This is a genomic window from uncultured Eubacterium sp. (assembly GCF_934295145.1).
Lineage (GTDB): Bacteria > Bacillota > Clostridia > Lachnospirales > Lachnospiraceae > Eubacterium_I.
In genome coordinates, this window is sequence record NZ_CAKRAS010000043.1 from 1 (window position 1) to 26103 (window position 26103).

General features: G+C 42.9%; 24 protein-coding genes and 3 pseudogenes. 5 read left to right on the plus strand and 22 right to left on the minus strand.

The features are described from left to right. Positions 1–252: 252 nt before the first annotated feature. The 5 genes and pseudogenes from Q0I54_RS09430 to Q0I54_RS09450 all read right to left on the minus strand — a co-directional run. A pseudogene (locus tag Q0I54_RS09430) lies at positions 253–378 on the minus strand (sporulation transcriptional regulator SpoIIID); the annotation flags it as partial. A gap of 71 nt (positions 379–449) precedes the next feature. Continuing rightward, complete coding sequence (locus tag Q0I54_RS09435) at positions 450–1049, minus strand: class I SAM-dependent methyltransferase (RefSeq protein WP_296118243.1); 600 nt, start codon at positions 1047–1049, stop codon at positions 450–452. Between the two features lie 310 nt (positions 1050–1359). After that, entirely contained in the window at positions 1360–3012 is a 1653-nt protein-coding gene (locus Q0I54_RS09440) for a Na+/H+ antiporter NhaC family protein (protein WP_296118245.1), read from the minus strand. Between the two features lie 138 nt (positions 3013–3150). Continuing rightward, positions 3151–3708 carry a 4'-phosphopantetheinyl transferase superfamily protein gene (locus Q0I54_RS09445; RefSeq protein ID WP_296118247.1) on the minus strand — a complete coding sequence of 186 codons (558 nt, stop codon included), beginning with the start codon at positions 3706–3708 and terminating at the stop codon, positions 3151–3153. 111 nt (positions 3709–3819) lie between these two features. Next, entirely contained in the window at positions 3820–5004 is a 1185-nt protein-coding gene (locus Q0I54_RS09450; protein WP_296118248.1) for a pyridoxal phosphate-dependent aminotransferase, read from the minus strand. A gap of 312 nt (positions 5005–5316) precedes the next feature. Between Q0I54_RS09450 and Q0I54_RS09455 the strand changes: the two genes are divergently transcribed. Both Q0I54_RS09455 and Q0I54_RS09460 read left to right on the plus strand, forming a co-directional pair. Next, a complete protein-coding gene (locus tag Q0I54_RS09455; protein ID WP_296118249.1) occupies positions 5317–6009 on the plus strand; it encodes a GntR family transcriptional regulator in 693 nt (230 codons plus the stop codon). Positions 6010–6026: 17 nt separating this feature from the next. Then, positions 6027–6464: a GatB/YqeY domain-containing protein gene (locus Q0I54_RS09460; protein ID WP_296118250.1), complete on the plus strand. Its 438-nt coding sequence runs from the start codon at positions 6027–6029 to the stop codon at positions 6462–6464. Between the two features lie 69 nt (positions 6465–6533). On the opposite strand, the gene Q0I54_RS09465 is transcribed toward Q0I54_RS09460, so the two are convergent. From Q0I54_RS09465 to Q0I54_RS09475, 3 genes are all read right to left on the minus strand, one after another. Next, positions 6534–7745: a C40 family peptidase gene (locus tag Q0I54_RS09465; protein ID WP_296118251.1), complete on the minus strand. Its 1212-nt coding sequence runs from the start codon at positions 7743–7745 to the stop codon at positions 6534–6536. 138 nt (positions 7746–7883) lie between these two features. Continuing rightward, on the minus strand, positions 7884–9449 hold the full coding sequence (locus Q0I54_RS09470; protein ID WP_296118253.1) for an SPOCS domain-containing protein: 1566 nt from the start codon (positions 9447–9449) through the stop codon (positions 7884–7886). A 67-nt stretch (positions 9450–9516) separates the two neighbouring features. Next, on the minus strand, positions 9517–9948 hold the full coding sequence (locus tag Q0I54_RS09475) for a protease complex subunit PrcB family protein (RefSeq protein ID WP_296118254.1): 432 nt from the start codon (positions 9946–9948) through the stop codon (positions 9517–9519). 145 nt (positions 9949–10093) lie between these two features. Between Q0I54_RS09475 and Q0I54_RS09480 the strand changes: the two genes are divergently transcribed. Next, the gene (locus Q0I54_RS09480; protein WP_296118255.1) at positions 10094–10831 is read left to right on the plus strand and encodes a 1-acyl-sn-glycerol-3-phosphate acyltransferase; all 738 of its coding nucleotides are present in this window, start codon (positions 10094–10096) and stop codon (positions 10829–10831) included. 57 nt (positions 10832–10888) lie between these two features. On the opposite strand, the gene murF is transcribed toward Q0I54_RS09480, so the two are convergent. Together murF and Q0I54_RS09490 are read right to left on the minus strand one after the other, a co-directional pair. Next, on the minus strand, positions 10889–12298 hold the full coding sequence (gene murF, locus Q0I54_RS09485) for a UDP-N-acetylmuramoyl-tripeptide--D-alanyl-D-alanine ligase (RefSeq protein WP_296118257.1): 1410 nt from the start codon (positions 12296–12298) through the stop codon (positions 10889–10891). Next, positions 12291–13355: a D-alanine--D-alanine ligase gene (locus tag Q0I54_RS09490; RefSeq protein ID WP_296118258.1), complete on the minus strand. Its 1065-nt coding sequence runs from the start codon at positions 13353–13355 to the stop codon at positions 12291–12293. Before Q0I54_RS09490 ends, murF begins: the two co-directional genes overlap by 8 nt. A gap of 272 nt (positions 13356–13627) precedes the next feature. Between Q0I54_RS09490 and Q0I54_RS09495 the strand changes: the two genes are divergently transcribed. Continuing rightward, positions 13628–14356 (plus strand): elongation factor P 5-aminopentanone reductase, encoded by a 729-nt coding sequence (locus Q0I54_RS09495; protein WP_296118259.1) that lies wholly within the window; start codon positions 13628–13630, stop codon positions 14354–14356. Between the two features lie 310 nt (positions 14357–14666). Here Q0I54_RS09495 and Q0I54_RS09500 read toward each other — a convergent pair whose 3' ends face one another. From Q0I54_RS09500 to hcp, 8 genes are all read right to left on the minus strand, one after another. Further along, the gene (locus Q0I54_RS09500; protein ID WP_296118260.1) at positions 14667–15389 is read right to left on the minus strand and encodes an amino acid ABC transporter ATP-binding protein; all 723 of its coding nucleotides are present in this window, start codon (positions 15387–15389) and stop codon (positions 14667–14669) included. Beyond that, positions 15376–16104: an amino acid ABC transporter permease gene (locus tag Q0I54_RS09505; protein WP_296118261.1), complete on the minus strand. Its 729-nt coding sequence runs from the start codon at positions 16102–16104 to the stop codon at positions 15376–15378. The genes Q0I54_RS09500 and Q0I54_RS09505 overlap by 14 nt, the downstream gene beginning before the upstream one ends. A 90-nt stretch (positions 16105–16194) precedes the next feature. After that, complete coding sequence (locus tag Q0I54_RS09510) at positions 16195–17019, minus strand: basic amino acid ABC transporter substrate-binding protein (RefSeq protein WP_296118262.1); 825 nt, start codon at positions 17017–17019, stop codon at positions 16195–16197. A 345-nt stretch (positions 17020–17364) separates the two neighbouring features. Next, positions 17365–18648 (minus strand): glutamate-5-semialdehyde dehydrogenase, encoded by a 1284-nt coding sequence (locus Q0I54_RS09515; protein ID WP_296118263.1) that lies wholly within the window; start codon positions 18646–18648, stop codon positions 17365–17367. Positions 18649–18676: 28 nt separating this feature from the next. Beyond that, complete coding sequence (locus Q0I54_RS09520; protein WP_296118264.1) at positions 18677–19501, minus strand: RNA methyltransferase; 825 nt, start codon at positions 19499–19501, stop codon at positions 18677–18679. A 54-nt stretch (positions 19502–19555) separates the two neighbouring features. Then, a complete protein-coding gene (gene bsh / locus Q0I54_RS09525; RefSeq protein WP_296118265.1) occupies positions 19556–20533 on the minus strand; it encodes a choloylglycine hydrolase in 978 nt (325 codons plus the stop codon). Between the two features lie 18 nt (positions 20534–20551). Further along, a complete protein-coding gene (locus tag Q0I54_RS09530) occupies positions 20552–21427 on the minus strand; it encodes an alpha/beta fold hydrolase (protein ID WP_296118267.1) in 876 nt (291 codons plus the stop codon). Between the two features lie 201 nt (positions 21428–21628). After that, positions 21629–23344 carry a hydroxylamine reductase gene (gene hcp / locus Q0I54_RS09535; protein WP_296118268.1) on the minus strand — a complete coding sequence of 572 codons (1716 nt, stop codon included), beginning with the start codon at positions 23342–23344 and terminating at the stop codon, positions 21629–21631. A 191-nt stretch (positions 23345–23535) separates the two neighbouring features. On the opposite strand from hcp, the pseudogene Q0I54_RS13285 reads away from it, so the two are divergent. After that, positions 23536–23634: pseudogene (locus tag Q0I54_RS13285) on the plus strand (SpaA isopeptide-forming pilin-related protein); the annotation flags it as partial. 205 nt (positions 23635–23839) lie between these two features. Here Q0I54_RS13285 and Q0I54_RS09540 read toward each other — a convergent pair. The 4 genes and pseudogenes from Q0I54_RS09540 to Q0I54_RS09555 all read right to left on the minus strand — a co-directional run. Next, positions 23840–24028: pseudogene (locus Q0I54_RS09540) on the minus strand (DUF1848 family protein); the annotation flags it as partial. 59 nt (positions 24029–24087) lie between these two features. Further along, entirely contained in the window at positions 24088–24984 is an 897-nt protein-coding gene (locus tag Q0I54_RS09545; protein ID WP_367270818.1) for an NAD-dependent deacetylase, read from the minus strand. Beyond that, complete coding sequence (locus Q0I54_RS09550) at positions 24953–25726, minus strand: protein-ADP-ribose hydrolase (RefSeq protein WP_296118270.1); 774 nt, start codon at positions 25724–25726, stop codon at positions 24953–24955. Before Q0I54_RS09550 ends, Q0I54_RS09545 begins: the two co-directional genes overlap by 32 nt. Beyond that, positions 25723–26103 (minus strand): 4Fe-4S binding protein (locus tag Q0I54_RS09555; protein WP_296118272.1); only part of this gene is annotated, 381 nt, incomplete at its 5' end. The genes Q0I54_RS09555 and Q0I54_RS09550, both read right to left, overlap by 4 nt.

Consider the following 26103-nt stretch of genomic DNA (forward strand, 5'->3'; position numbering starts at 1 on the left):
TATGCACAGTTGATCGGTTGTTCCTTGGATTCACTCGTTGGCGAACTCGATCCAGAATATTCAGAAACTGCTCTCGACCGTAAACTGTATCAGAGCATCGTTAAATTAGATACAGATACAAAAGAAAAACTGTTAAAAACAATTGAGATATGGACCAAATAAAAGTTTGTATATACCAAAAAATTCCAAAGGAGCAGGAAATTTTCATTCCTGCCCCTTATTATTTTATCTTCCATATGAATCGTTCTATATCGTTACTACCGCATGTACCGTCGACTTACTAATTCCATACTTTTTAGCAGCCTGACGCACCGTTGCATTGTTGTCTATGATATATCGCGCAATTTCCATTGCCCGTTCCTCGATATAACCTTTCACTCAAATCCCCGCATAGTTTGCTTTTTTACAATCTATGCGGGGAGATTTTGATGTATGTCTGCTGTTACATTCTACAATTCAAAAATCGCAATTCTTTCTCTCGGATCATTCCCCGGAAACAAATCTTTGCAGTCAATTTCATCCACAAACATCAGCTCATCCACCGTCATCATATAGGAAATATATTCATCCGTCGGATAGTAAAAAAGCAACTGTATTTTACGCGGTTTTGCATAATAGGAATCTAGAATGCGTCCCATGACTCTCTTCAAAAGTTCCAGCGAGAATGGATTAAAAAAATAGCATCTGTCAACCGTTTCCGGCACTTCAAAAGTTTCCGCATTCGCCTGTACAAAGTCCACACGACCGGAAGCCACTGAATCGGCTTTATTATCCATAGCACGTTCAAAAATCCGTTCATCGTATTCCACACCTATCGAATGACATCTGGTCTGATACGCCAGAAAGAAATCCACCCGGCCTTTTCCACAGCCATAATCGATTACTGTATTTTCCTTACGGATGTAACCGGAATTTGCCAGACGTTCTAACACACTATACGGTGTCGGTTCATAAGGAAATCTATGCTGATTGGAGTGCGAATCATCCCGCCCCATTGTCCGAATATGTAAAAGTTTATCCCATCTTGTTTCGTTTTTATCTTCTCTCATGAGTTTGTTCCACCTTTTTGCTTTGTCGCCTTATTTTACTCCTTTTTACATTTCTGCACATATACTTTTTTATCCGTTTCTTTCCACCTATTTTATATTGTTCGTAACTAATCCAGATCACGCAGGACGGTAAAATTACTGATGGTGAGATAAAACCAAAATCTCCCAGTAGCAAAGATTTTACCCACTGCTCCGAGAGACTTTGTATTTTTCGAATGAGCTTCGCTCAATTATTCTGTTCCAAATTTTTCAAAATTCTTTTTCTGCGAAATAGTACTCAACTATCTTTTACTTTACCAGATCGTAACACTTAGATATCTTCTCTGCCATATTTTTTCCGCAGTACAAGTAACAGCAAAAGTTCAAGCACGATACAGATTGGCAGTGCGATCCATGCTGCGCCTAACATCCCAATTGCATTAAATATACCCATCAGCGCATATCCAACGCAACAGATTGCTGCAACTGTCATTGCATATGGAATCTGTGTAGTTACATGGTTGACATGATGACAATGTCCGCCTGCAGATGCCATGATCGTTGTATCAGAAATCGGAGAACAATGGTCACCACATACAGCACCTGCCAGACATGCGGAAATGGAAATAACCATCATTGTTCCGGATGGAAATACACCGATTACGATTGGAATCAGAATTCCAAATGTTCCCCAGGAAGTTCCTGTTGCAAAAGCCAGACCTGTTGCCACGGCAAAAATAATCACCGGCAGGAATCCCTGCAATGAATTTGCGGATCCTGCTACCAGATCTGCCACAAATACATTTGCTCCAAGAAGATTCGTCATTCCAGAAAGTGTCCATGCAAAGGACAGAATCAGAATCGGAGCGATCATAGCTTTAAATCCTTCCGGAATACATTCTGCAAATTCCTGGAAAGAAATGACATTTCGAAGCATGTAATATACAAAAGTAAAAATAAGTGCTATAAATCCACCGATTACCAGTCCGACGGATGCATCGGATCCTGAAAATGCACTGATAAAGCTTTCTCCCTCAAAAAATCCACCGGTATATACCATTCCGACTATGCAGGCCGCAATCAGCACAACAACTGGGAGAATCAAATCCAAAACAATTCCTTTACTGCTCTCCTGCCCTTCATCACTTTCATCATACGGGCGCTCCGGTGTGGTAAACAGATCACCTTTGATTGCATTTAATTCATGCGTACGCATTGGACCATAATCCACCCGGAACACGGTCAGACCAATAATCATAACCAAAGTAAGGATTGCATATAAATTGTACGGGATTGTCTGTAAAAATACTGCAAAGCCATTAATTCCAGAATCTTCTGGAACTGAAGATGTAACTGCTGCCGCCCAAGAACTGATTGGTGCGATAATACATACCGGTGCTGCTGTGGCATCAATGATATAAGACAATTTTGCTCTGGAAACTTTATGGGTATCCGTTACCGGACGCATAACACTTCCTACTGTCAGACAGTTAAAATAGTCATCCACAAAGATCAAAATGCCAAGAACCATAGTAGCAAGCTGTGCACCGATTCTTGTTTTGATTCTCTTTGACGCCCACTTACCAAATGCTGCTGATCCACCTGCTTTATTCATTAACGCAACCAGAATACCCAGCATAACAAGAAACATCAGAATACCAATATTCCAGCCATTGGCCAGCTTATATACCATACCTCCATCTTCATTGAAAAACATGGTATTCATCATCAGCTCCAGATTCCCGTTACTATACAGTAATGCACCTACGACAATACCTGTAAACAGAGATGAGTACACTTCTTTCGTAATCAGAGCCAGCCCAATTGCTACCACCGGTGGCAACAAAGCAAAGACCGTTGCATACGCCCCGCATGTATAATTCTCCGGGTCTGCTATTTTTCCCGGTGTCACCACTGATACCCCGATCAGTACTGCTATGACCACCAACAGACAGATCATTACGACTTTTTTGCTTTTTCGCATACCTCACACCTTCCTTTCTGCTTCTCTGCTGCTTATTTTTTCTTGAGAATCATCAGAAAAAACTTTGGCTTTTCTGAATTTTCACCTTCGCAATGGTTGTAAAGCAGATATTCGCAATCCGCTTTCGCTACTTGCTCTTCAATCAATAAGCTCCCGCAGAGAAAAATCTCTCCTATGTTTCGTTGTGACCACCATATGGCAGTCTCGATGAAAAGCCACAAACTGCTGGCAAACATCTTCTACTCCACTCAAAACTCCTGCCGGATTTATGACAGAGAAATAATCCATTCCCTGCACCAGTCCAACACCTGTATATTTCACATAGCTTTCTTTGTATGCCCATACTTTGCAAAAATGTGCGTATCCATTTTTTTCTAACCATGTTACTTCCAGCGGATGAAAGAAACGTCTGGCCAACCGATCAGCCCGGCATTTCTGCTCCTTCTGGATATCCAGTCCCACCGTTTCCCGGCTGATGGCACATGCCCACCAGTCCCCACTGTGGGAAATGGAAAATTGTATGTCTTTTACATTTTGAAAATATGGTTTCTCCTTGTAGTCGACAGCCGCCAGTTCCAGCTGTTCCGGAAGCGGGAAAGCATTCTCCCGGGCATACTGGCGTACTGCTTTCTCCAAAAGTTCATGAGATTTTTCCTTTTTCTCATCCCATTTTCGATAATAAATTTCTATATTCATATGCTGCTTATTTCATGTATAGCACAATAGTTTCAAATCTGACACTTATCAAATGAAAAAATTACATCAAGTATCCATTTGGCAACTCCGATTTGTGTACACATTATATCACTACTTCCTATATTTGTCATATAATTTTTTAAATGCAGGAACACTTCTTTTTGCAACATCTGCCGGTACACAGTAAGAGACGCGAACCCAGCCCGGTCCGTAGAATGCGGTACCCGGTGCCATCAAGATTTTTTCCTCTTTCGCACGCTCACAGAATTTTGTATCGTCTTCTTCCAGAGCCTTTACAAACAAGTAAAACGCTCCGTCCGGATGAATACAGGTATAACCGATCTCTGTCAGTGCGTTGTACAGAATGTCTCTGGTCTCCTGATAAATGCTGATATCAACAGACGCATCCACGCATTTCAGCAGCATTTTCTGCTGAAGAGATGGTGCATTAACATAACCAAGATAACGCATAGAAGCTGTCATACCTGCGATCAGATCCTCATAATCCTGAACACATGGCTCCATAGCGATATATCCGATACGCTCGCCCGGGATGGAAAGTGCCTTGCTGTAAGAATATACTACAATCGTATTTTCATAGTAATCAGTCAGATATGGTACTTCAATATCATAAGCAAGCTTGCGGTATGGCTCATCGGAAACCAGATAGATTGGATGACCATACTCTTCCTGTTTTTTCTTCAAAATATCAGTAACCATACGGATAGACTCTTCTGTATATACCGCACCTGTCGGATTGTTCGGCGTATTGATCAGAACGAATCTGGTCTTTGGTGAGAGTGCTGCCTCAAAGGTCTCCGGATCCGGCTGTAATGTCTCCATGTTGCAGAGTGCAGGAACTAATTTGCCGTACATTGTTTCCACGTAGCTCTTGTACTCCCAGAAATAAGGTGCAAATGTTACGACCTCATCGCCGTCATCCAGCAATGTATTTGCAATTACTACGATAGCTGCTGCCGCACCACTTGTCATAATAATGCCCTGCTCTGTGTACTTGCAGTCATATTTCCCGTTTAGATAATTTGCAATGTGATTACGGACCTCCGGATGTCCCACGTTTGCCGGATAGCCGTGCAGTGCCAGCGGTTTCTCTGTGTCGATAATCTCTTTTAATGCCTCGTTTACTGCTACAGGCGGTTCCACACTCGGATTTCCGATAGTAAAGTTAAAAATATTTTCTGCACCGTAAATTGTAGCAAGTTTCTTGCCTTCCTCAAAAATATCACGGATACAAATGGATGAATCCAGTGACTCTCTTAAACGTTTTGAAATCATGATCTATGTCCTCCAAATCCCCTGTTCTTTTTCACATCAACGCTTTAAATCGTTATATTTTTTCATATCTTATCACATTTTTCGCAAAAATAAAAGGTTTCTTTACATCTAAGTACATTTTTGCTATACTTTTTATAACATGCAGGTATTCCATGGCATACCTGTGTTTCACTCAAAAAAACCACAGATGCAGCATTTTTTTGACCTGTATCTGCCCGTTTTTAACAGGCGAAATGCAAACATCAGATTATGGAACCATGATACCTATTTTTAGCAATCCGTATCAGTCCGTTTTTAACAGGAGAAATGCAAATGGCAAATCAGGAAAACAGCAAATATGATTCACTCAATCAGCCTGCGGAAAACAAACAGCAGCTTGCATATCAGCAGATCAAAGAAGATATTTTAAATAATACTTATCCGGAAGGAACCGTTATGGTAGAGCGTAAATTGTGTGACATCTACCATGTCAGCCGTTCTCCAATCCGGAATGCGCTTCAGCAGTTGACCCACGAAGGTTTGCTCTCTTTTGTTCCGGGCAAGGGAACTGTCGTTGCTTCCTTTACCACCGAAGATATTCTGGAAGTATACGACCTGATTGAACTGCTACAGACCTATGCAGTCTCTGCATGTATCAATAAATCCAATGCCCTGACTGTAAATGCATTGGAAGTTGCACTGGAAAATATGAAGAAATCTCTGGATAACGGTGATATTTATCACTGTACCCGCTGGGATCAGAAATTCCATGAACTTCTGGTCAGCTATTCCGGCAACAAACGACTGGAGACAATTTATGAACAGCTGGACTGCCAGCAGATGCTGTTCATCTCCACCATTTTAGACGATATGGAGCGGGCGCAGAACTCCTACAAGGAACATTCGGCAATTCTGGATGCCATCAAAGCAAAGGATTCCGAATCTGCCCACGACTGCATCCGCCAGCATTATTATCATATCAAACAATACTATATCAACAAACTGCTTAGCAGAATTCATATTTAATTTCAGGAGGTGTCATTATGGAAATACAGACATTACAAAAAGACATGATCGCAGCTATGAAAGCCAAAGACAAGGTGCGCAAGGATGCTATCTCATCCCTGGTATCTGCAGTAAAAAAAGTAGCGATTGATGAAGGTTGCCGGGATGATATCAAACCGGAACTTGTTGACCGTGTCATCTTAAAAGAATTAAAGAGCGTAAAAGAGCAGGTGGACACTTGCCCGGCAGATCGTACGGATTTGAAAGAAGAATATCAGGCTCGTTACGATATCATCAACGAATATGCTCCACAACTGTTATCCGCTGAGGAAGTAAAAACAATCCTGACAGAGCGCTTCGCTGATGTACTGGCTACCAAAAACAAAGGCCAGATCATGAAAGCGGTCATGGCTGAATTAAAAGGAAAAGCAGACGGAAAGGTAATCAATCAGGTGGTTGCTGAACTCTGTAAATAAAAATCCTATCAAATCAAAAAAATCCTCTGAGCACAATGCCCAGAGGATTTTCATTATCATTAAATTCAATTAGAAAATTCTACGTACTGCAACGACTGACTTTCCATAATTAACCGGTCCAATCTTGATACCTGTGGACGGTGAACTTGCATGTACGATCTGTCCGCCACCGATGTAGATTGCAACGTGACCACTGTAACATACGATATCACCCGGCTGCATATCAGATGTGGATACTGCACGACCTACACCTGTCAGAGCACCTGAACTGTGCGGAAGTGATACACCAAAGTGAGCATATACACTCTTTACAAATCCGGAGCAGTCTGCACCGTTTGTAAGACTTTCGCCACCCCATACATATGGGTTACCAACGAACTGACATCCATAGCTTGCTACCGAAGATCCTGTACCGGATCCTGAGCTGCTGCTTGACCCGGAATCTGAACTGCTGGAATTTGAGCTGTCAGATTTTTTGTTTGAGCTGCTGGATGAACTTGAGCTGTTAGATTTTGTAGATGCAACACTGGAAGCACCTGCAGTTACTTTTACAGTCTGTGCTGCTGCGAGCTGCTCTGCAATGATTGCATTCTGCTCTGCAACGGTCTGTTTATACTGGGATGCAAGGCTCTGTGCCTGTGCAAGCTGACTCTCAAAATCTGCCATCTGGCTGCTCTTCTGAGCTTTCATCTCTTCCAGATTCTTCTGCTGCTCCTGGTATGTAGCCTGGTTCTCTTCCAGATCTTTCTTCTCTTCTTCTACCTGAGTTACCAGATTAGCAACTTCTGTCTTGGTATTCTGATACTCTACCAGAAGGTTTCTGTCATAATCATATACCTTTGAGAAATTCTCTACTTTATTTAATACATCTGCAAAGTTCTGTGCACCAACTAATGCCTCCAGGAAAGAACTGTCTCCGTTCTCATACATGTAACGAATTCTTTCTTTCATAGAATCGTACTGTTCTGCTTCTTTCTCTTTTGCAGCTGCCAGATCTGCTTCTGCCTGTGCGAGTTCTACTTTTTTCTGATCGATCTGGTCAGAGATCAGATCCAGACTTACAAGAACATCTACCAGGTCGGAATCTACTTTATCAATCTCGCTCTTTAAACTGGACTGCTGGCTTTCGATCTCAGCAATCTGACTGTTTACAGAATCAAGTTTATTCTGTGCCTCATTCTTCTGACTTCTTGCTTTAGAAAGGCTGGTTGCATTTGCCATCTGTGTACCGGATAAAGCCATCGCCACAACTAACCCCATCGCAATAATTTTTTTCTTCATATATTGAAATACTCCTTCGTAATGTGTCTCTTTTTCGTTACCTAAAGGATTATAACATTTCTCTGTCATAATTTCAACCAAAAGAACAGCATTTCAGAAATATTTCATACTTTTTCGTAATATTTTTGTAATATTTTGTCAGATTTGTATGAGCCCTTGTTTTACTACCAGTAATTTCTCTCCGGTTACCGGATTTCGCTCCTCCAGATGATTTAATTGTCTGATATCCGCAACTGTCGTATGGAATTTTTTCGCAATTTCCCAGAGATTGGTGTCCCCATCCAGGCGTACACCCGCAATACCCGGGATCTGTTCGAGCCATTTCGGATCCAGTGCCTGTGTTTCCACTCCTCCGATCATCTCCTGTTCCTGCATTTTCGTAACCATAGCAGCCACGCTGATCACCGCCTGCACTTCCAGTTCCGTCCCGGTTTTCATTAGAAAGGACAGATGCTCCAGCGAGGTCTGCAGTTCCACATCTGCATTCTGCGGCATACTTGGAATATCGACCTTACACTGAAATGGAATCAGTCTTTCTACTGCCCCTACCGGCGCACTATCGGAACTGCTCAGATACAGGATTTTCACACTGACCGTCCCTTCCACACTCAGACCATCCTCCAGGATTTTCCACTCTTCCACCTGTGCCTGCCCGGTTCCGGAACCGATCTGCAAAATTTCTTCTTCCGAATTTTGCAGTTTCAGCGTGTCATTTACCCGGCATCTTACCTCATTTTTCATATGAAGACTGCAAATTTTGACCGGCTCACGCTGAAGGTTCAGCTGCTGTTCCAACGAGTAAGCATCCAGCAGGCGTTCCAGTTTTTTTTCCCGATACAGCCGCAGATCCATAGGCAGTTCAGTCTCAATCAGAAGCACCCGCGGCTCCCCATCTGCGTCTTCCTGCTCCCTGCAGGTAAAAACCGGCGTTCCGATCACCACATACGGAATCATATCTATCTGGGCCTCAGGAATATTCAGGCTGCTCTGGTAAGGTACACGCTGCTCCAGCCATTGTATCCGGTTTTCTTCCATCCCCTGATAGATCAGAAAAATCTGAATTTCTCCCTGCATGCTGACACTGCCATTTTCCCCATGAATCTCCATCCCCATCAGCTGCGCCTGATGCCAGAGAATCTGATTAATATTCGGTTTGTTCGGTGGAATCCGCACTTCTTCCCGGATTTTAGCACGCTCACATCCCCGGTAGCAAAGCTCCAGATAATTTTCCTTCTGTGTTTTTACTTCCATATGTTCTTCCTGATCCAGCCCCACGGGAATCTCCAGATTTTTGCGTTCTCTGGCCTGTATCCGAATTTCCACCAGCGCACGGACATTCAGCTTTCTGGCATTCATCATGCGAATCGTCAGATCTTCCAGCACCACTTCTGTCTGTGCCATATCAAATTCTCCCGCTGTTTCAAGGATCAGCGTCTCCTGAAATGGAAATTCACCTTCCAGGCTGGCAATCTTCCACTCGCTCTGCCCGGTATGATACAACACCTTAAACCGCAGCATTCCTTTTATCAGGACCTGCCCGATGATGCACCTGCTTTCCTCCACCTGCACACTGCCGTCACTTAAGATCACTGAAAAAAAATCCGGCAGATAATCCGGCAAATAATACGTTTCATCAAAGGTCACCTGCGTAATAGCAGGACCCTTTTTCTCCTCCACACAAATTGATTCCGTTATTAATTCCATTTGTTCTGCTCCTCCTCATCCTCACATTTTCTAATTTTGCATTTTTTCAGCAGTACACATATCATGATTATTCAAACACTACGTTTTCTTCCAGTCGTTCTGTTTTTACCGCTATGTATGGATAACTGACCGTTTTCTCCTCCTGAGCCCCGTTATCCGGACCGATCAGATCTGTTTCAAAATAAAGCGCGTTTTCTGACAGATACAAATTTTGTACCTGAATGCTGTATCCACCGGTCTCCTGCATGCCAAATCCCCGCACGATATATAATGCATCATCCAGCACATATGTCATTTTAAAATCTTCTGCCTTCCGGTTTTCAATCTCTGCCTGCAGTTCTGGTGGCATTTCCTGTTCTGTCACCACCGTATAATCAACATCCCTTATTTTTTCTGTTCCGGTTTTTTGCACACCGCAGCCAACACACCCCAAAAGCATGATCAGACAAGCTACAGCTCCTCCCCGGCACATTCTGGTCCATACTCCTGCCTTTTTCATGGCATCCCTCTGTCCCACCTTATTTCTTGCTCTATTCTATTTGCTGATTTGTAAAAATATGCATGGATTTCTGAAAAACTATCTGTTATACTAAATGGGTCGTTTTGGAGTGAATTGAAAATTTATAGATTTTGGAGGAAATATTATGGTAAGAACAATTCTCGCTGTTTTGTTCGCAGTCTGCTTTTTGATCATCGGCATCCCGGTGCTCTTTGTCGAATGGCTGATCGGTAAAAAGAATCCGCATCTGCGGGACACCAGCAGTCTCCGCATGGTGCAATGGGCGTTCCGTGTTATCTGCCGGATCTGCGGTGTAAAACTCACTATCAAAGGTCAGGAAAATGTACCAAAAGATACACCGGTGCTCTACGTAGCAAACCACAACAGCTATTTTGATATTATGATCACTTACGCGCTCTGCCCGGATCTAACCGGCTATATTGCAAAAGATTCTCTGGAAAAGGTTCCGTTGCTGAATATTTGGATGAAGCGGCTCTACTGCCTGTTTCTGAAGCGTGATGATATGAAAGCCAGCTTAAAAACAATCCTGCAGGCAATCGAATATATCAAAAAAGGCATTTCCATCTGTATTTTCCCGGAGGGAACCCGCGGAGACAGCGATGAGATGGCACCTTTCAAAGAGGGAAGTATGAAAATTGCGGAGAAAACCGGATGTCCGATTGTTCCAATGGCAATTTCCCATACCAGAGACATCATCAAAGATCACATACCATTCGTAAAACCGACACACGTTACGGTAGAATATGGCGCTCCGATCTATCCGAAAGAGCTGGAAAAAGAAGAAAGACGCGCTCTTGGCCGTCTTTCCCAGAACAGGATTCAGGAAATGCTGGATGCGCAAAAAGCTCTTGAGCGTAAATAGTAAAAAAACAAAAAGCCTCATCATAAAAACGCTGCCGTTTTTATGATGAGGCTTTTTTTAGTCGTTTAATACTTCTTCCAACGCTTTCACAATCTTTGGAAACTCCATAAAATGAGAAGCTTTTACAAGTACGGTATCTCCTGCTTCCACAAAATTCAGCAGTGTCTGTGTCAGTTTCTCGCGTTCTGCAAAATACATGACTTTCGTATGTCCACGCTGTGCACCCTTTGCTAATTCTTCACTGAGCGTTCCGCAGCAGAATAAAATATCGACACCTGTGTTTGCCGCATATTTTCCGACATCATAATGCATCTCACGCTCATTTTCACCAAGTTCTCCCATGTCACCAAGCACAGCGATCCTGCGCCCTTCCGCCTGTGCCAATACGTCTAAAGAAGCTTTCATGGAAATCGGATTTGCATTATAGCAGTCATCAATAACAAGCACGTCACCCAGCGTAATCAGATTTGTACGTCCTGCAATGGTTTTTGCATGGGCAATACCTTCACAGATTTCCTCGTTAGTCAGTCCCATAATACGTCCGACACATGCCGCTGCGCACGCATTGTATACATTATGTACTCCCGGAATCGGCTCATGAATCTGGCAGACTTCCTCCGGGAAATGCAGGTTTGCATCCAATCCGCGAAGTCCTTTATTTTCGATGGCATCTGCGGTAACTTCATACTGCAGATCTGCCTTCTGTGCGGTACTGTCTTCTACATAATAAAATACCGGTTTTACACCTTTGACTTCCTGTACAGTGATCAGTTTGTCATCGTTTCCGTTCAGCACGATATGTCCGTCCGGTTTCAGGAAATCAAAAATCTCTGATTTTGCACGGAGTACACCGTCGCGGTCGATGAGATTTTCCAGATGGCACTGTCCGATGTTTGTCATAACACAAATGTCCGGTTTTGCCACTTTTGCGATCCGGTGCATCTCGCCAAACTCAGAAATTCCCATCTCAACCACTGCCACTTCGTGCTCTCTGCGGATGCGAAGAATCGTCAACGGCAGGCCAATCTCATTATTAAAGTTTCCTTCTGTCTTAAGCACGTTGAATTTCTGGCTTAAAACAGCGGAAATCATCTCTTTTGTACTTGTTTTTCCAACACTTCCGGTAATTCCGACAATTTTGATACCAAGTGTGGAGCGGTAAAATTCTGCGATATCTTTCAATGCCTGCTCACTGGAAGCCACCTGAATATACGGGCCTGCCGGATTTTCCAGTGTTTCCTCAGATAAAACGGCCAGGGCACCTTTTGCAAATACATCCGAGATAAAACGGTGTCCGTCCACGCGTTCTCCGCGGATTGGAATATATAAGTAACCCGGCTCTACCTGGCGGCTGTCAATGACTGCACCGGTGATTTCGCTGCCGCGTAATGCATCATCGCCCACATACGTGCCGCCGCATGCTTTTGCGATATTTTCCAGTGTCATCTGCTCCAATGTATTATTCATGTTTTCCTCCGTATTTTTCCTGAGAAATCTGGATCAGGCGTTCACACAGATCCTCGTACTGAATGCCAATAACCGCTGCTTCCTGTGGTAACAGGCTGGTTGCAGTCATGCCTGGCAGCGTATTTGCCTCAAGACAGAACATCTCGTTTTTGTCATTTAACAGGAAATCCATGCGGGCATAAGCGTCCAGACCAAGTTCACGGCAGACTGCAACGGCATGTTTCTGCATTTTTTTTGCAACATCTTCCGGAAGATCAGCCGGACAAGTTTCTACTGCGCTTCCCGCTTTGTATTTGTTTTTAAAATCATAAAATCCTTCTACCGGAGCAATCTCAATAACAGGAAGTGCCTGCATATCGATGACGCCTACAGAAAACTCACGTCCACAGATATAATCCTCAATGACGATTTCATCTTCATATTTAAACGCTTCGTCCAGAGCAGCTTCATACTCATCTGCGGTACGAACGATGGTAACACCGATACTGGAACCGCCACAGCATGGTTTTACAACACATGGAAGACTTAATCCGGTCTCTGCAAACGGAGTACTGCGCTGTGCTTTGCTCATGGAGATACCATGCGGTGTCGGGATACCTGCTGCTTCAAACATTTTCTTGGAAATGCCTTTATCCATAGCCAGAGCACTTCCAAGGTAACGGCTTCCAGTATACTGAATGCCAAACAGATCAAACGCTGCCTGAATTTTACCATTCTCGCCATTCTCGCCATGCAGCGCCATAAATACAACATCTGCTGCCTGACAGATTTTGATGACATTCGGACCAAAGAAGCAGTCAGACTGATCTTTTCTCATTGCCTTTACCTGTGCGATATTCGGTGCTTCACCCGGAATCTGTGTCACATCGGCACTTGCCTCTTTTGCACGGTCAAAAATTCCTGTGATATCTTCCTCTTCATCATGATATCCCATGAAAACATCCAGCATAATTACGTTATGTCCTTTAGAACGCAATGCCTTGCTTACCATGCTTCCTGTATTCAGGGAAACATCCCTCTCTGTGCTAAGTCCACCAGCTAATACTACAATATTCATAATTATATTAATCTCCTTAATCTGAAATACTTTTTTTGCATTCTCTTTAGTTTAGCACATTTTTTTTATTTGTGAATGGTCGTTATGCAAAATATCATATTTTTTTCGTATTTTTCATTTCACTATTGGGTAACATGTAACTGAAAATTTACATATTTTTTCAAATATGCTACACTCATATATCAGAAACATATGCATCTGGTTTGTACAATGATTTCCTGTACACCATTGCATTTATACATGTATGAAAATATTTTTATCTGGAGGATACTATGAAAACAGCACTGATCACAGGCGCCTCACACGGAATCGGAAAGGCCATTGCAGAATGCCTGGCTTCCCATGGCATCCGGCTTTTTCTCAACTGCCATTCCTCAAAAGAAGAACTGACAGCATATGCCATACATTTGACAGAAAACTATCAGGTTCCGTGCACACCACTGGTTTACGATATTTCAGACCACGAACAGGTGCATGCCATGTTTAACGAGATTCATGCCATGCATGAAACGGTAGATTTTCTGATCAACAATGCCGGTGTTTCCCACATCGGACTTTTGCAGGATATGAATATTCAGGACTGGAACCGGGTCATCAACACAAATCTGACTTCGGTATTTTCCTGCTGCAAATATGCGATTCCTGATATGCTCGGCAAAAAAGAGGGAAAAATCATTAATATTTCATCTATGTGGGGGCTTTCCGGGGCTTCCTGCGAGGTTGCATACTCAGCCAGCAAGGGCGGACTGAATCTGTTCACGCAGGCACTTGCCAAGGAACTGGCACCGAGTAACATTCAGGTGAATGCGGTAGCCTGTGGAGTGATTGATACCCGTATGAATGCCTGCTTCGATGCAGAAGAACGAGAAGAACTGGAAAATGAGATTCCGGCGGGACGCTTTGCGGCGCCGGGAGAAGTGGCAGAATTTGTGTATCAACTAATCACGGCGCCTGCGTACCTTACCGGACAGGTCATACCGTTCGACGGTGGATACCTTTAATTATGTATTTGATCTAAAATTTAATTTTATTAATGCGGAAACGCAGCATCTTTCCCCGGACACTAGTCGCTCGTTTCCTCTATTTACACTATGAAATCCATTTGCAAATGCGCATCCAACACAATGACTATTATTCCAATATTCTGTATGCATGCATATCACGACGTAAGGGTAATTGTGTGGTTTAAAGCACGAACAAAAATAAAGGGACTCTGGCGATTTTTTCTCAGCGAGCGATTGTTAGCCGCGGAGACAAAATCGCAGAGTCCCTTTTCATAACCTTCAGTTTAAACCTCACAATTACCCGAACCTATAACACCTTCGAGAGGAATTCCTGCAAACGCGGATTTTTCGGATTCTCAAAGAAATCCTTCGGATTATTCTGCTCGGCGATATTTCCACCATCCATGAACAGCACACGTGTTCCAACCTCACGGGCAAATCCCATCTCGTGTGTTACAACCACCATGGTCATTCCATCGTCGGCCAGCTCTTTCATCAGCTGAAGAACTTCACCAACCATCTCCGGATCCAGTGCGGATGTCGGTTCATCGAAAAGCATTACTTCCGGATTCATTGCAAGGGCACGGGCGATTGCGATACGCTGCTGCTGTCCACCGGAAAGTTGTTTCGGATATGCATCAGCTTTATCCGGCAATCCGACACGCTCTAAAAGCTCCATAGCTTTCTGATCTGCTTCGCTGTCAGACATCAATTTTAAGGTCACCGGCGCAAGCTTAATGTTCTCTTTGATAGTCAGATGCGGAAACAGGTTAAACTGCTGGAATACCATACCCATTTTCTGACGTACTTTATCAATGTCTGTTTTTGGATCTGTAATATCCACACCATCTACGGTAATGGTTCCTGCAGTCGGCTCCTCCAGCAGATTCAGGCAGCGCAGAAAGGTTGATTTTCCGGAACCGGAAGGTCCGATGACAACGACTTTTTCTCCCGGATAAATATGTTCATTGATTCCGTCTAAAACTTTGTGATCTCCAAAACTTTTTTCCAGATTTTTAACGTCTATCACTGTTTCTCATCCTCCTCTCAAATATGGCAAGTAATTTCGATAATACCATAACGCATACAAGATAAATGACAGCAACGCTGATGTACGGCATAAATGGCTGATAGGTAACTGCAGTAACCGTCTGTGCTGCTTTCATCAGATCCTTTGCTCCGGTAACTGTCATCAGAGAAGTGTCTTTTAATAATGTGATCATCTCGTTACCCAGAGCCGGCAGAATATTTTTGATTGCCTGTGGAATGATGATGCGGCGCATGGTCTGTGTATAATTCATACCCAGAGAACGACCGGCCTCCATCTGTCCTGCATCTACAGACATAATGCCGCCTCGCACGATCTCTGCTACATACGCACCGGAATTAATACCAAAGGCCAGCGTTGCCACTCCAACAGAATTACGGCTGGAAGCAAAAATAACGAAATATACGATCATCAGCTGAACCATCATCGGTGTTCCACGGATCACAGTCAGATAAACCTGACAGATTGCATTTAAAATATTTAAGATCACACTGCCGAAGCCATGTGCATTTTTCTTTCTGGAATCGTGTTTTGTACGAACAATTGCGACAAGGATACCGATTACAATACCCATCAAAAGCGCAAGGATCGCCACACGGATCGTAACACCAAATCCTTTTAAAAACAACTGCCAGCGATCACTGGTTATAAATGTTTTTGTAAAAGAATTTGCCAGATTTGCAAACCATTCCTGCATATTTTTTCTCCTTTTTGTATTTATTTTCTATAATCAGTAAAATGGAGCAGCATAATATGCTGCCCCGTTTCATACGTTTCTTAACGTGGACTACTCAGCCTTGATATATTTATCAATAATGGACTGTAATGTTCCGTCTGCTTTTAACTGTGCCAGAATCTCATTGATCTGGTTTAATAACTCTGTGTTTCCTTTCTGTACAGCGATTGCATAATCCTCTGTAACATACTCAGTATCAAGGATCTTTAATCCCGGGTTCTCAGCCACAAATGCTTTTGCTGGCTCGTTGTCGATAACAACTGCATCAACTTTACCTGTCAGTAATGCCTGAATTGCGCTTGCGCCGTTTGGATAAGCAGTTACATGATCTTCACCAAATCCACCTTTTTCCGGTGTATCAGAGCAGTAGATATGACCAGTTGTTCCCTGCTGAACTCCAATCATTTTGTCATTTGCCAGATCGTCCGGACCTGTGATATCAGAATCTTCCGGAACGATGATTACCTGTACACCGGTTGCATAGCTATCAGAGAAATCCACGCTCTCTTTTCGCTCGTCTGTTACTGTCATACCAGCCAGAGACATATCAGCTTTTCCTGTTGTGATTGCCGGGATGATAGAATCAAAATCAATATCATCTACAACCAGTTTTTTGCCCATCGCATCAGCGATTGCCTGTGAAATCTCAATATCAATTCCTTTGTACTCATCACCGTCTACATACTCATACGGCGGGAATGTAGCATTTGTTGCCATAACCAGTGTATCGCTGTCAGATGAATTATCTGTAGATTCTGCTGCTGCACTTGTGTTGTCTTTTGCATCTGAACTATTATCTGTTGTGCTTCCGCATGCTGCCATGGAAAATACCATTGCTGCAGCTGCCACCAGGGCTACGATTTTCTTTGCTTTCATTTTTTCTCTCCTCTTTTTTCCATCCGAGCAGAATGAAATGTCATGTAACAGTCGCTTCTGCTCTTTTTCTTTTCATTAACTGTTGTCCATTATAATTCTATTGAGGAAAGATTGCAATGGTGATTGTGCATAAAAATTAACATTATGTGCATATTTTTTCAGTCCAACTATACAATTTATGCAGTTTTCATGTCTATTTATGCATTCATACATTATTTTATTCGCTTTTTATGCATAAATATACCATATCACCTACAAAAGCCCTTCTTTTATTGATTTTAACCCAGGTGGGCTCAGTCTATAAAAGAGGGCTTCCTTACTTCGTTTTATCTGTGAACTTGTTTTTTACTCTGAAATATTTTTAAAATGGAACTGTTTTTTGCCGGAAGTATAATCTTCTACGATCTGTCCGCTTCCGTACAATTTGTATTTGTAGCTCACCAGTCCTTCCAGTCCCACCGGTCCTCTGGCATGAAGTTTTCCGGTACTGATACCGACTTCCGCTCCGAAGCCATAACGGTAACCATCTGCAAAACGGGTGGAACAGTTCTGATATACCCCGGCGGAATCCACCAGATTCATAAAATGCTCAGCCACATGCGGATTTTCCGTGATGATACAGTCGGTATGATGCGATCCGAAATGATTAATATGATCAATTGCTTCGTCTATGTTTTTCACTGTTTTTGCAGAAAGAATATAATCAAGGTATTCTGTTTTATCATCTGCCTCGGTAGACGGCACACAGTCCACGACTGCTGCAACGTCTTTCGTGCCACGGAGTTCTACTTTTTTCGCATCCAGTGCTTCTTTTAACATCGGAAGCAGCTGATCTTTGATATCGTCATGAAGCAGTAATGTTTCTACTGTATTGCAGGCAGACACGTACTGGGTTTTTGCATCCACAATGATTGGAACTGCTTTCGCAAGATCGGCATCCTTATCCACATAAATATGACAAATGCCATCTGCATGTCCCATTACCGGAATCTTGGTATGATTCATAATGTACTGCACAAACGCATTGGAACCGCGTGGGATTAAAAGGTCAACGGACTCATGACATTCCAGAAGTTCGTTGATCTCGGAACGTGCTTCCAGCTGCATCATGCAATTTGCAGGAAGTCCTGCACCAATGATTGCTTCATGAATAATGTCAAATAGTTTTTTATTACTGCGCAGAGCTTCACTTCCGCCTTTTAAGATCACACAGTTACCGCTCTTGATACACAACGCGGAAATCTGTACCAATGCATCCGGACGTGCCTCAAAAATAACACCGATGACACCGATTGGACATGTAACACGTTTCAGCACTAATCCCTCATCCAGTTCTCTGGCAAACTGTGTCTGAAATAATGGATCCTCCATTTTGGTCAGATCTGAAATACCTGCTGTCACATCACGAAGTTTTCCCTCGTCAAATTTCAGACGTTTCAGCACCGGACCGGATACGCCGTCTGCTTCTGCCTGTGCCAGATCCTGTTTGTTTGCTTCAAAAATCTCTGCCTGATGCTGTAATAATGCCTCCCGGACTGCTGCCAGAGCAGCATTTCGCTGTTCGTTTGTGGTTGCTGCCAATTTCGGAGCTTCCTGTTTTACCCTTCTTACCTGTTCCTGAAATAACATACGTTTCTCTCTCACTTTCTCAACAAAATTATCGATTGCCTAACTGCCAGAATGCTACAGCACTGGCTGCGGCCACGTTTAGGGAATCCACACCATGCGCCATCGGTATTTTTACTGTATAATCACAGTTCGCAATGGTATCTTCACAAAGTCCGTCTCCCTCTGTGCCAAGCACGATTGCAAGTTTTTCCTCACTCATCAACCCCGGATCATCGATATTAACAGTGTCATTCCGCAACGCCATGGCCGCTGTCTTAAATCCAAACTTCTGCAGTTTCGCCATGCCTTCTTCCGGCCATTTTTCTTTCTCCGGAAATATTGTCCAGGGTACCTGAAATACGGTTCCCATGCTCACACGCATGGCTCTGCGATACAACGGATTGCTGCATCCCGGTGTCAGAAGCACCGCATCCATGTGTAATGCCGCTGCCGAACGGAAAATCGCGCCAACATTTGTCGGATTGACAACATTTTCCAAAACTGCGATTCGCCGCGCTTTACAACAAACTTCCTCCACTGTCGGCAGCACCCGCCGCTTCATGGCACACAACATTCCCCGTGTCAGTGCGAATCCGGTCAGCTTTGTCAACACATCATATTCTGCGGTGTAAACCGGAATATCCCCGCAACGCGCGATCAGTTCTTTTGCCTGCGTTTCAATATGTTTATGCTCCACCAGCATGGAAATTGGTTCGTATCCCGCATTCAACGCCCGTTCCACGACTTTTGGGCTTTCCGCGATAAAAATCCCCGGCTTCGGTTCGTTGATTCGCAAAAGCTGCACCTCAGAATACCGCTCATAAACAGCCAGTTCCGGTGTCGCAAAATCTGTAATTTCTATTATGTTTGCCATATGCCACCTCCAGAATAAATACAGTTTAGCATACTTCTGGCGGTGGAACAATCCTCACCTGTTCTGCCAGCAGATCTGCTCTCCTGTGATCGGAGTATATCGGATCAATTCTGCCGCATCCAGATTTTCTGCATGCATATCCACTGCTGAAATCTGGTGATTTTCATAGGTTGTATAATAATAAATTCCTTTGTTCAGATTACAGCAGGACGTATACAGCGTAATCTCGTATTTTCCTTCTGCGACTTCACAACATCCACGCTGCTGATCCACAGAATTTAAAATATGGAAAAACTGGCTAACGCTCTCATTTTCTGAATCTCCGGAGATTGAATGCAACTTTGTAAATGCCACCCGCACAAAACGGGACGTAGACGATAAATCCCCCGGAAGTCCTAATGCACCCATGCCTCGGCTGTAAGCCTGTAACTCCAGCTTGTCTGAGAAATGATTTTCCGGTTGTTTCGGCGACAAATGCATATATTGATTCAACTGAAACAGCTGCTGCGGAAATGGTGGATTGTTCGTCAGTACCCCCACCGGGTTATCATATACATGCAGCCCATCTGCCATGCATTCCACGATAATTACTTCCTTCGCATCCGCAATGATCCAGTGCAGCTGCGCCGTCGGTAAACTTTCATGGAACGGTGTTCCCACCAGATTCATATGATTTAAACATTCTTTTGCTTCCTGCACATTGGCACACTGACGCAGGATCCATGGGATAAATTCGTACTGTGCCACATTTTCTTTTTCCTCTGACAACTCCTGATATACGGCATTTCCAACAAAATTCAGTCCTGCCATGCCAAGTCCTTTTTCATTGATGGCATCATAATATAACGGATAATCACCAATCACATGCGCCATTCCAAGGATTGCATAATTTTTATCAATTTTTCCTGCTTGACGAAACCTCATTGGATAATTGCGTGGCATGATGGTCAGTTCGTCTCCGTAAGAAAATTCGTAATCTAACGTTCTCCCAAAATAGGTATCTTTCGTTTTATAAGTTGCTGCTGTACACATGTTGTTGCCCTCCATTTATCAACTACGAATAAACTCTTCTACGAGACATTGTGCAAATGTTTCTGGTTCATCGGAAGCAAAATTGTGATATCCCGGTACAATCTTATGTTTCCAACCTTTGGCTTCCGCTGCCTGATAGGCAGAGCGATGAAACATTCCTGTTTTGTCATCTGATCCACAGGCTACCGTCACCGGAACAGAAATATTAAAATCATCCAGATTCAATTTAGAAAAACTGTCCATTTCTTTCTCCAGGAACAGTTCCAGGTTTTTTAGATTTCGGCTCTGCTGTTCCATAGACTGTCCTTCTTTGTCACGGTTCATGCCGCCCATGGCGTTGACAAAGTGCATCATACAAGTGATGATTCTGTGTTTCTCTGCACATTTACGAAGCTTCTCCCAGAACGCATCCTGTTCTGCTGCCAGCTCTCCACTTCCACGCATCAATGGTTCATGCAAAAATACCTGACGTACTAATTCCGGATATTTTGTCGCAAGAGCTGCTGCCACTGCGCCACCTGCACTGCAGCCAGCTACAAAAATGCCTTCTCTCTGACGTTCTGTTTCCTTACTCTGTTTTGCATCCGTTTTCTTCTCTTGCTGCCCTGCTTCTTCCTTTAAACATTTTGTTCGTTTCTGTTCTGACCGAATAATCTCTGCCGCATCATCCGCATGCGCCCAAACTGAAAAATCTGTCTTGCCTTCTGCCGGAACGCTTCGACTATATCCTCTTCGATCATAACTGATCACTGTAAAATGTTCCGATAAAATTGCGGATGCCTGACGAAAAAACTCACTGTCACACGCTACCCCATGTATAAGCAGAAGCATCGGACCACTGCCTTCCCTTCTGCAAAACAGTGTTCCGTGCGCTGTCTTCATCTGATATTCCATTTCTATTCCTCCACAAAATATGCTTATCTGCCATTTTATACCGTTCTGATTTCCATGAGCATTACATCTCCCATCAGAATGCTTCTCTATCATCCCGAATACTGTTTAGTTTAACATAGATTTGAAGTAATAGAAATGGAAGATTCTTCTATCTGTTTTTACTAGTGTAAGTTCCCTATTCTACTTCAGCATAACTAGCTTTTAGACCTCCTGCTTCAGACAGGTTTTGATATCATCCTCCGCATTGCTGATCAGATGCAGCTGGAACGTATCCACCAGATACTGCACCACATTTGGACTCAAAAACGCCGGTAAAATCGGTCCCAGATAAATATTTTTGATACCAAGGCTCAGCAAAGCAAGCAATACCGCCACCGCTTTCTGCTCATACCATGATAAAATCATAGACAACGGCAGACTGTTGACATCCGTGTCAAAAGCATCTGCCAGCGCAGTTGCAATCCGCACCGCGGAATATGCATCATTACATTGCCCCACATCCAGCAGCCTTGGAAGTCCTGCCACAGTTCCAAAATCAATTTTATTAAAGCGGTATTTTCCACATGCAAGTGTCAGAATCACGCAGTCCTCCGGTACAATTTCCGCAAACTCTGTATAATAGTTTCGCCCCGGTCTGGCTCCATCACAGCCACCGATCAGGAAAAAGTGACGGATCTGTCCATCTTTGACCGCCTGCACAATTTCTCCTGCATGGCTCAACGTCGCCTCATGTGCAAAACCGGTCAAAAGTTCTGATGCCTGATGGCATTTCGGGCAATCTGATGGTTCCGTCGGCTGTACTTCCCGATCTTCCGCATAACCGCCAAGTTCCAAAGCTTGACGAATTATTTCGCTAAAATCTTTCTCTCCATTTTCTTTTTTCCCAATATATTTGACACCATCCCATCCAACAACGTTTGTACTGTAAATGCGGTCTTTGTAACTTTCCCGCGGACGCATCAGACAATTTGTAGTCATCAGGATACAACCAGGAATGTTATCAAACTGTTTTTGCTGATCCTGCCATGCACCGCCAAAATTTCCGATCAGATGCGGATATTTTTTCAAGCCTCCATACCCGTGTCCCGGGAGCATCTCGCCATGGGTATAAATGTTTACACCAGTTCCCACGCTCTGTTGCAATAACATTTCCAGATCATGAAAATCATGCCCGGAAACAATGATAAATGGACCGGCTTTCAGCGTTGTCGATACTGCATGCGGAGTCGGGTTTCCATAGGTCTGCGTGTTCGCCTCATCCAATGTCTTCATCACGGCTAACGCCATCTCTCCTGCTTTCATGGAAAAATGAATTAATTCTTCCACTGTCATTTTGTCATCTGTCACTGCGGCCAGTGCTTCCACATAAAAATCATCCACCGCATCACTGAAATATCCCAATTCCCGCGCCTGATGTCCATAAGCACTGATTCCCTTCAATCCATAGACGATCAGCTGACGCAGCGAGCGAATGTCCTCATCCAGATTCTGATCATACATGATTCCGGCAATTTCAGCAGTGCGCAGCATCTCACTTTTTTCCTGTGGAAGGCGGTAGGACATATAACTATTCTCATTACCAGCACCGCCAATCTGCTGACGCAGTTCATCTTTGATCTTCTGCGCCTCTTTCAGAAGCTTCACATGGACTTCTTCATCAAAATTTACATTTGTTAAAGTTGTAAACAGACATTTTTCGATAAAAGAAATCACACCTTTGTCCAGCTTTTCTCCCTGATCCGGCAAAAGTTTTCCATAACAGCTGATGCCCTTTAACTGAAAAATGAGCAAATCCTGCAAGTTGGCCACCTCCGGCGTCTTTCCACACACACCATGCCGGGTACAGCCCTTTCCATTCGCAGTCTGCTCACACTGATAACAAAACATTTCGTATCCCAGTTCCATATTATTCTGCATGACATTTCCTCCATTCACCTTAATTCCGTTTATAGCTGTCTTCACTGTCGAAAAATCACACTACTCATAAACGAATAAATTGTTTTCACTTTATTTAAAATGGATAGTTTGCCTGAATTTTATGCAAAAGTAAACAAACCCCGAAATGGAACTGTTTACACATCTAATAAGATGAGTATGAAGCAACAACGGATGAAAACGGTAAAATCACATGGGATGATTTAGTTGCACAGAAATATGTTATTACAGAAGTAAAAACAGTAGATGGAATGAATCTATTAAAAGATAACATCACAGTTTCAATGCCAATGGAAATGACGTTGGATGAGATTAGAGCGAATAATGCGGATATCAATCAGGCGGTTTTCGATGAAGTATCTGGAAAATATTGTTTCTATGATCTGACATTTACAATCGATAACTCCATTACCTTTGATATGCCAATCACCGGTGGAAATCAGACAGTTATGTACATTGTCCTGATCGCAGGTCTGGCAGCAGTGGTGCCGGATTCTTCGTGCAGAATGCGATCAGATCCACAACTTCCGGTGAAAGGCTGTATTTTGTCACCTGTTTTGGATTATAGGGATTCCTCACGCATACATATCCTTCTTTTATCCGATTCAAAAACCATTTTGAATAAAATGCAGGTATATCTGTTCTCATTCCTGTTTGTATTATCATTTTATCACACCCTCTCTTATCACTATTCACCCCGTTCACAGCCGCTCTTTATCACAAGTCTACAGTTCTTTCAGGATTTCTCCAATATCTTCATTCATGCAGACAGACTTTTTCCTTATTTCTTCCGGTGCATATGCTTCACCCTGGTTCAGACACACATAAAATGCATGTTGAAATGTGTTTGTCATCTGCCAAAACGGATATTTTATAATACCAGGAGTATTATATCCTACACCAAGTTCAAGGAACACTATTTTCTGCTTTTTATGATTCTGTATAAATTTCTCGTACCGTTCTGCTGCCTGGTGCCATCCTTCATCTTCAACAAATGTCTGATCCGATCTGAGATTCATACTCATCGGCTTACCGCAGCGCGGGCAATATGGAATCAGACTTGTCGGAACCGTAAGCTTTATTTCTCCATCTTCCGTTTTTTGCAGTTCCCCATCTTTTATCTGAAACCCCTGACTCAGTACCATTTTTTTAATCGCATCTTCATTGTCATAGGTTTCTTTATGGCAAGGTTCACTACATTGAAACAGACCATAATCTCCCTGTGTATAAAAGATTCTGTTTTTATCAAATCCAACCTTCTGGAAACAGTGGTCCACATTTGTCGTCAACACAAAATAATCTTTCTCTTTCACCAGATCATACAAGTTTTGATATACTGGTTTTGGCGCATCCATATATCGGTTGATATAGATATATCTGCACCAGTATCCCCAGTGTTTTTCCAATGTTTTATATGGATAGAAGCCTCCCGAATACATATCGGAAAATCCATATTTCTTTCTGAAATCCGAAAAATATTTTTCGAATCTTTCACCGTTATACACAAAACCGGCTGATGTGGAAAACCCCGCACCAGCTCCGATTATAATAGCATCTGCTTCCCTAATTTTATCTTTTATCTGTAATATCTTATCTGAGTAACTGCCTGTAGAGTCGTTCATCTTCCTCTTTAAAAACATTAAATATCACCTTTATCTTTGATTTTGTCTTTTCTTTATATTGCTTTACTGTCTGTACTGCAAGTTCAGCAGCTCTTTTATTTGGAAACATAAATACTCCAGTTGAAATACAACAAAAAGCAATACTCTTTACTCCATTCTCATCAGCTATCCTAAGACACGATTCATAGCAGGATATCAGTAACTGCTCATGTTCCTTTGTCAGCTTTCTCTGTACAATTGGGCCAACTGTATGAATCACATAATCACATGGCAGATTAAACGCCGGAGTAATCTTTGCCTGCCCTGTCGGTTCTTCCTGTCCCTGTTTTATCATCATATCATTGCAATAATTCCGAAGCTGAATTCCTGCATAGGTATGAATACAATTATCAATACAGTTATGACAGGGCTGATAGCAACCTGTCATACCGCTGTTGGCTGCATTTACGATTGCTCCCACCTTAAGCCTTGTAATATCACCTTTCCAGATAGAAAGATCGGGTTGTACCTCCCTGATATCTGCCAATGTGACAATCCCTTTCTTCTCATTTTCTTCTGAAAGGTACGCATCCTGAATCTGCAAAAATACGTGATCCATTTTTCTCGGCATTCTTATATTCATAAGTGCTCTGAGCAACATTTTCTGCTCGCCTGCATCGGATGGAATCTGCAAATTCTCATACTCCGGTCGCTCTTTCAGCAATGCTTCAATTAAATATTTTCTTCTGTCATTCTGATTCATTTCCTTATCACCGCTTTCACCGGACATTTTTCATAACAGTTTCCACAATGCAGACAGTGCTCCTGCCGGATGACAAAAGGTATTCCTTTCTCAATACAGTTCTGTGGACAATGTTTCATACATTTCCCGCAGCCGATACAGGATTCCGTTATGTAATATCCTTTTTCTTTTATGCTAACATTTCCCAGAATATATGTCTCCCGGAAAATTGGATTTACGCCAAGATTAAAATACTCCACTTCCGCCTGATCAATACAGAAAATAATACCGATTTCTCTTGTATCCCCTGGATATACGTTCGCAAGATATGGCTGTTCTTCAAAAATGATATCCATCCATTTTTTCTGTTCCTTCTCTGCTACTGCGTAAGCCTTTCC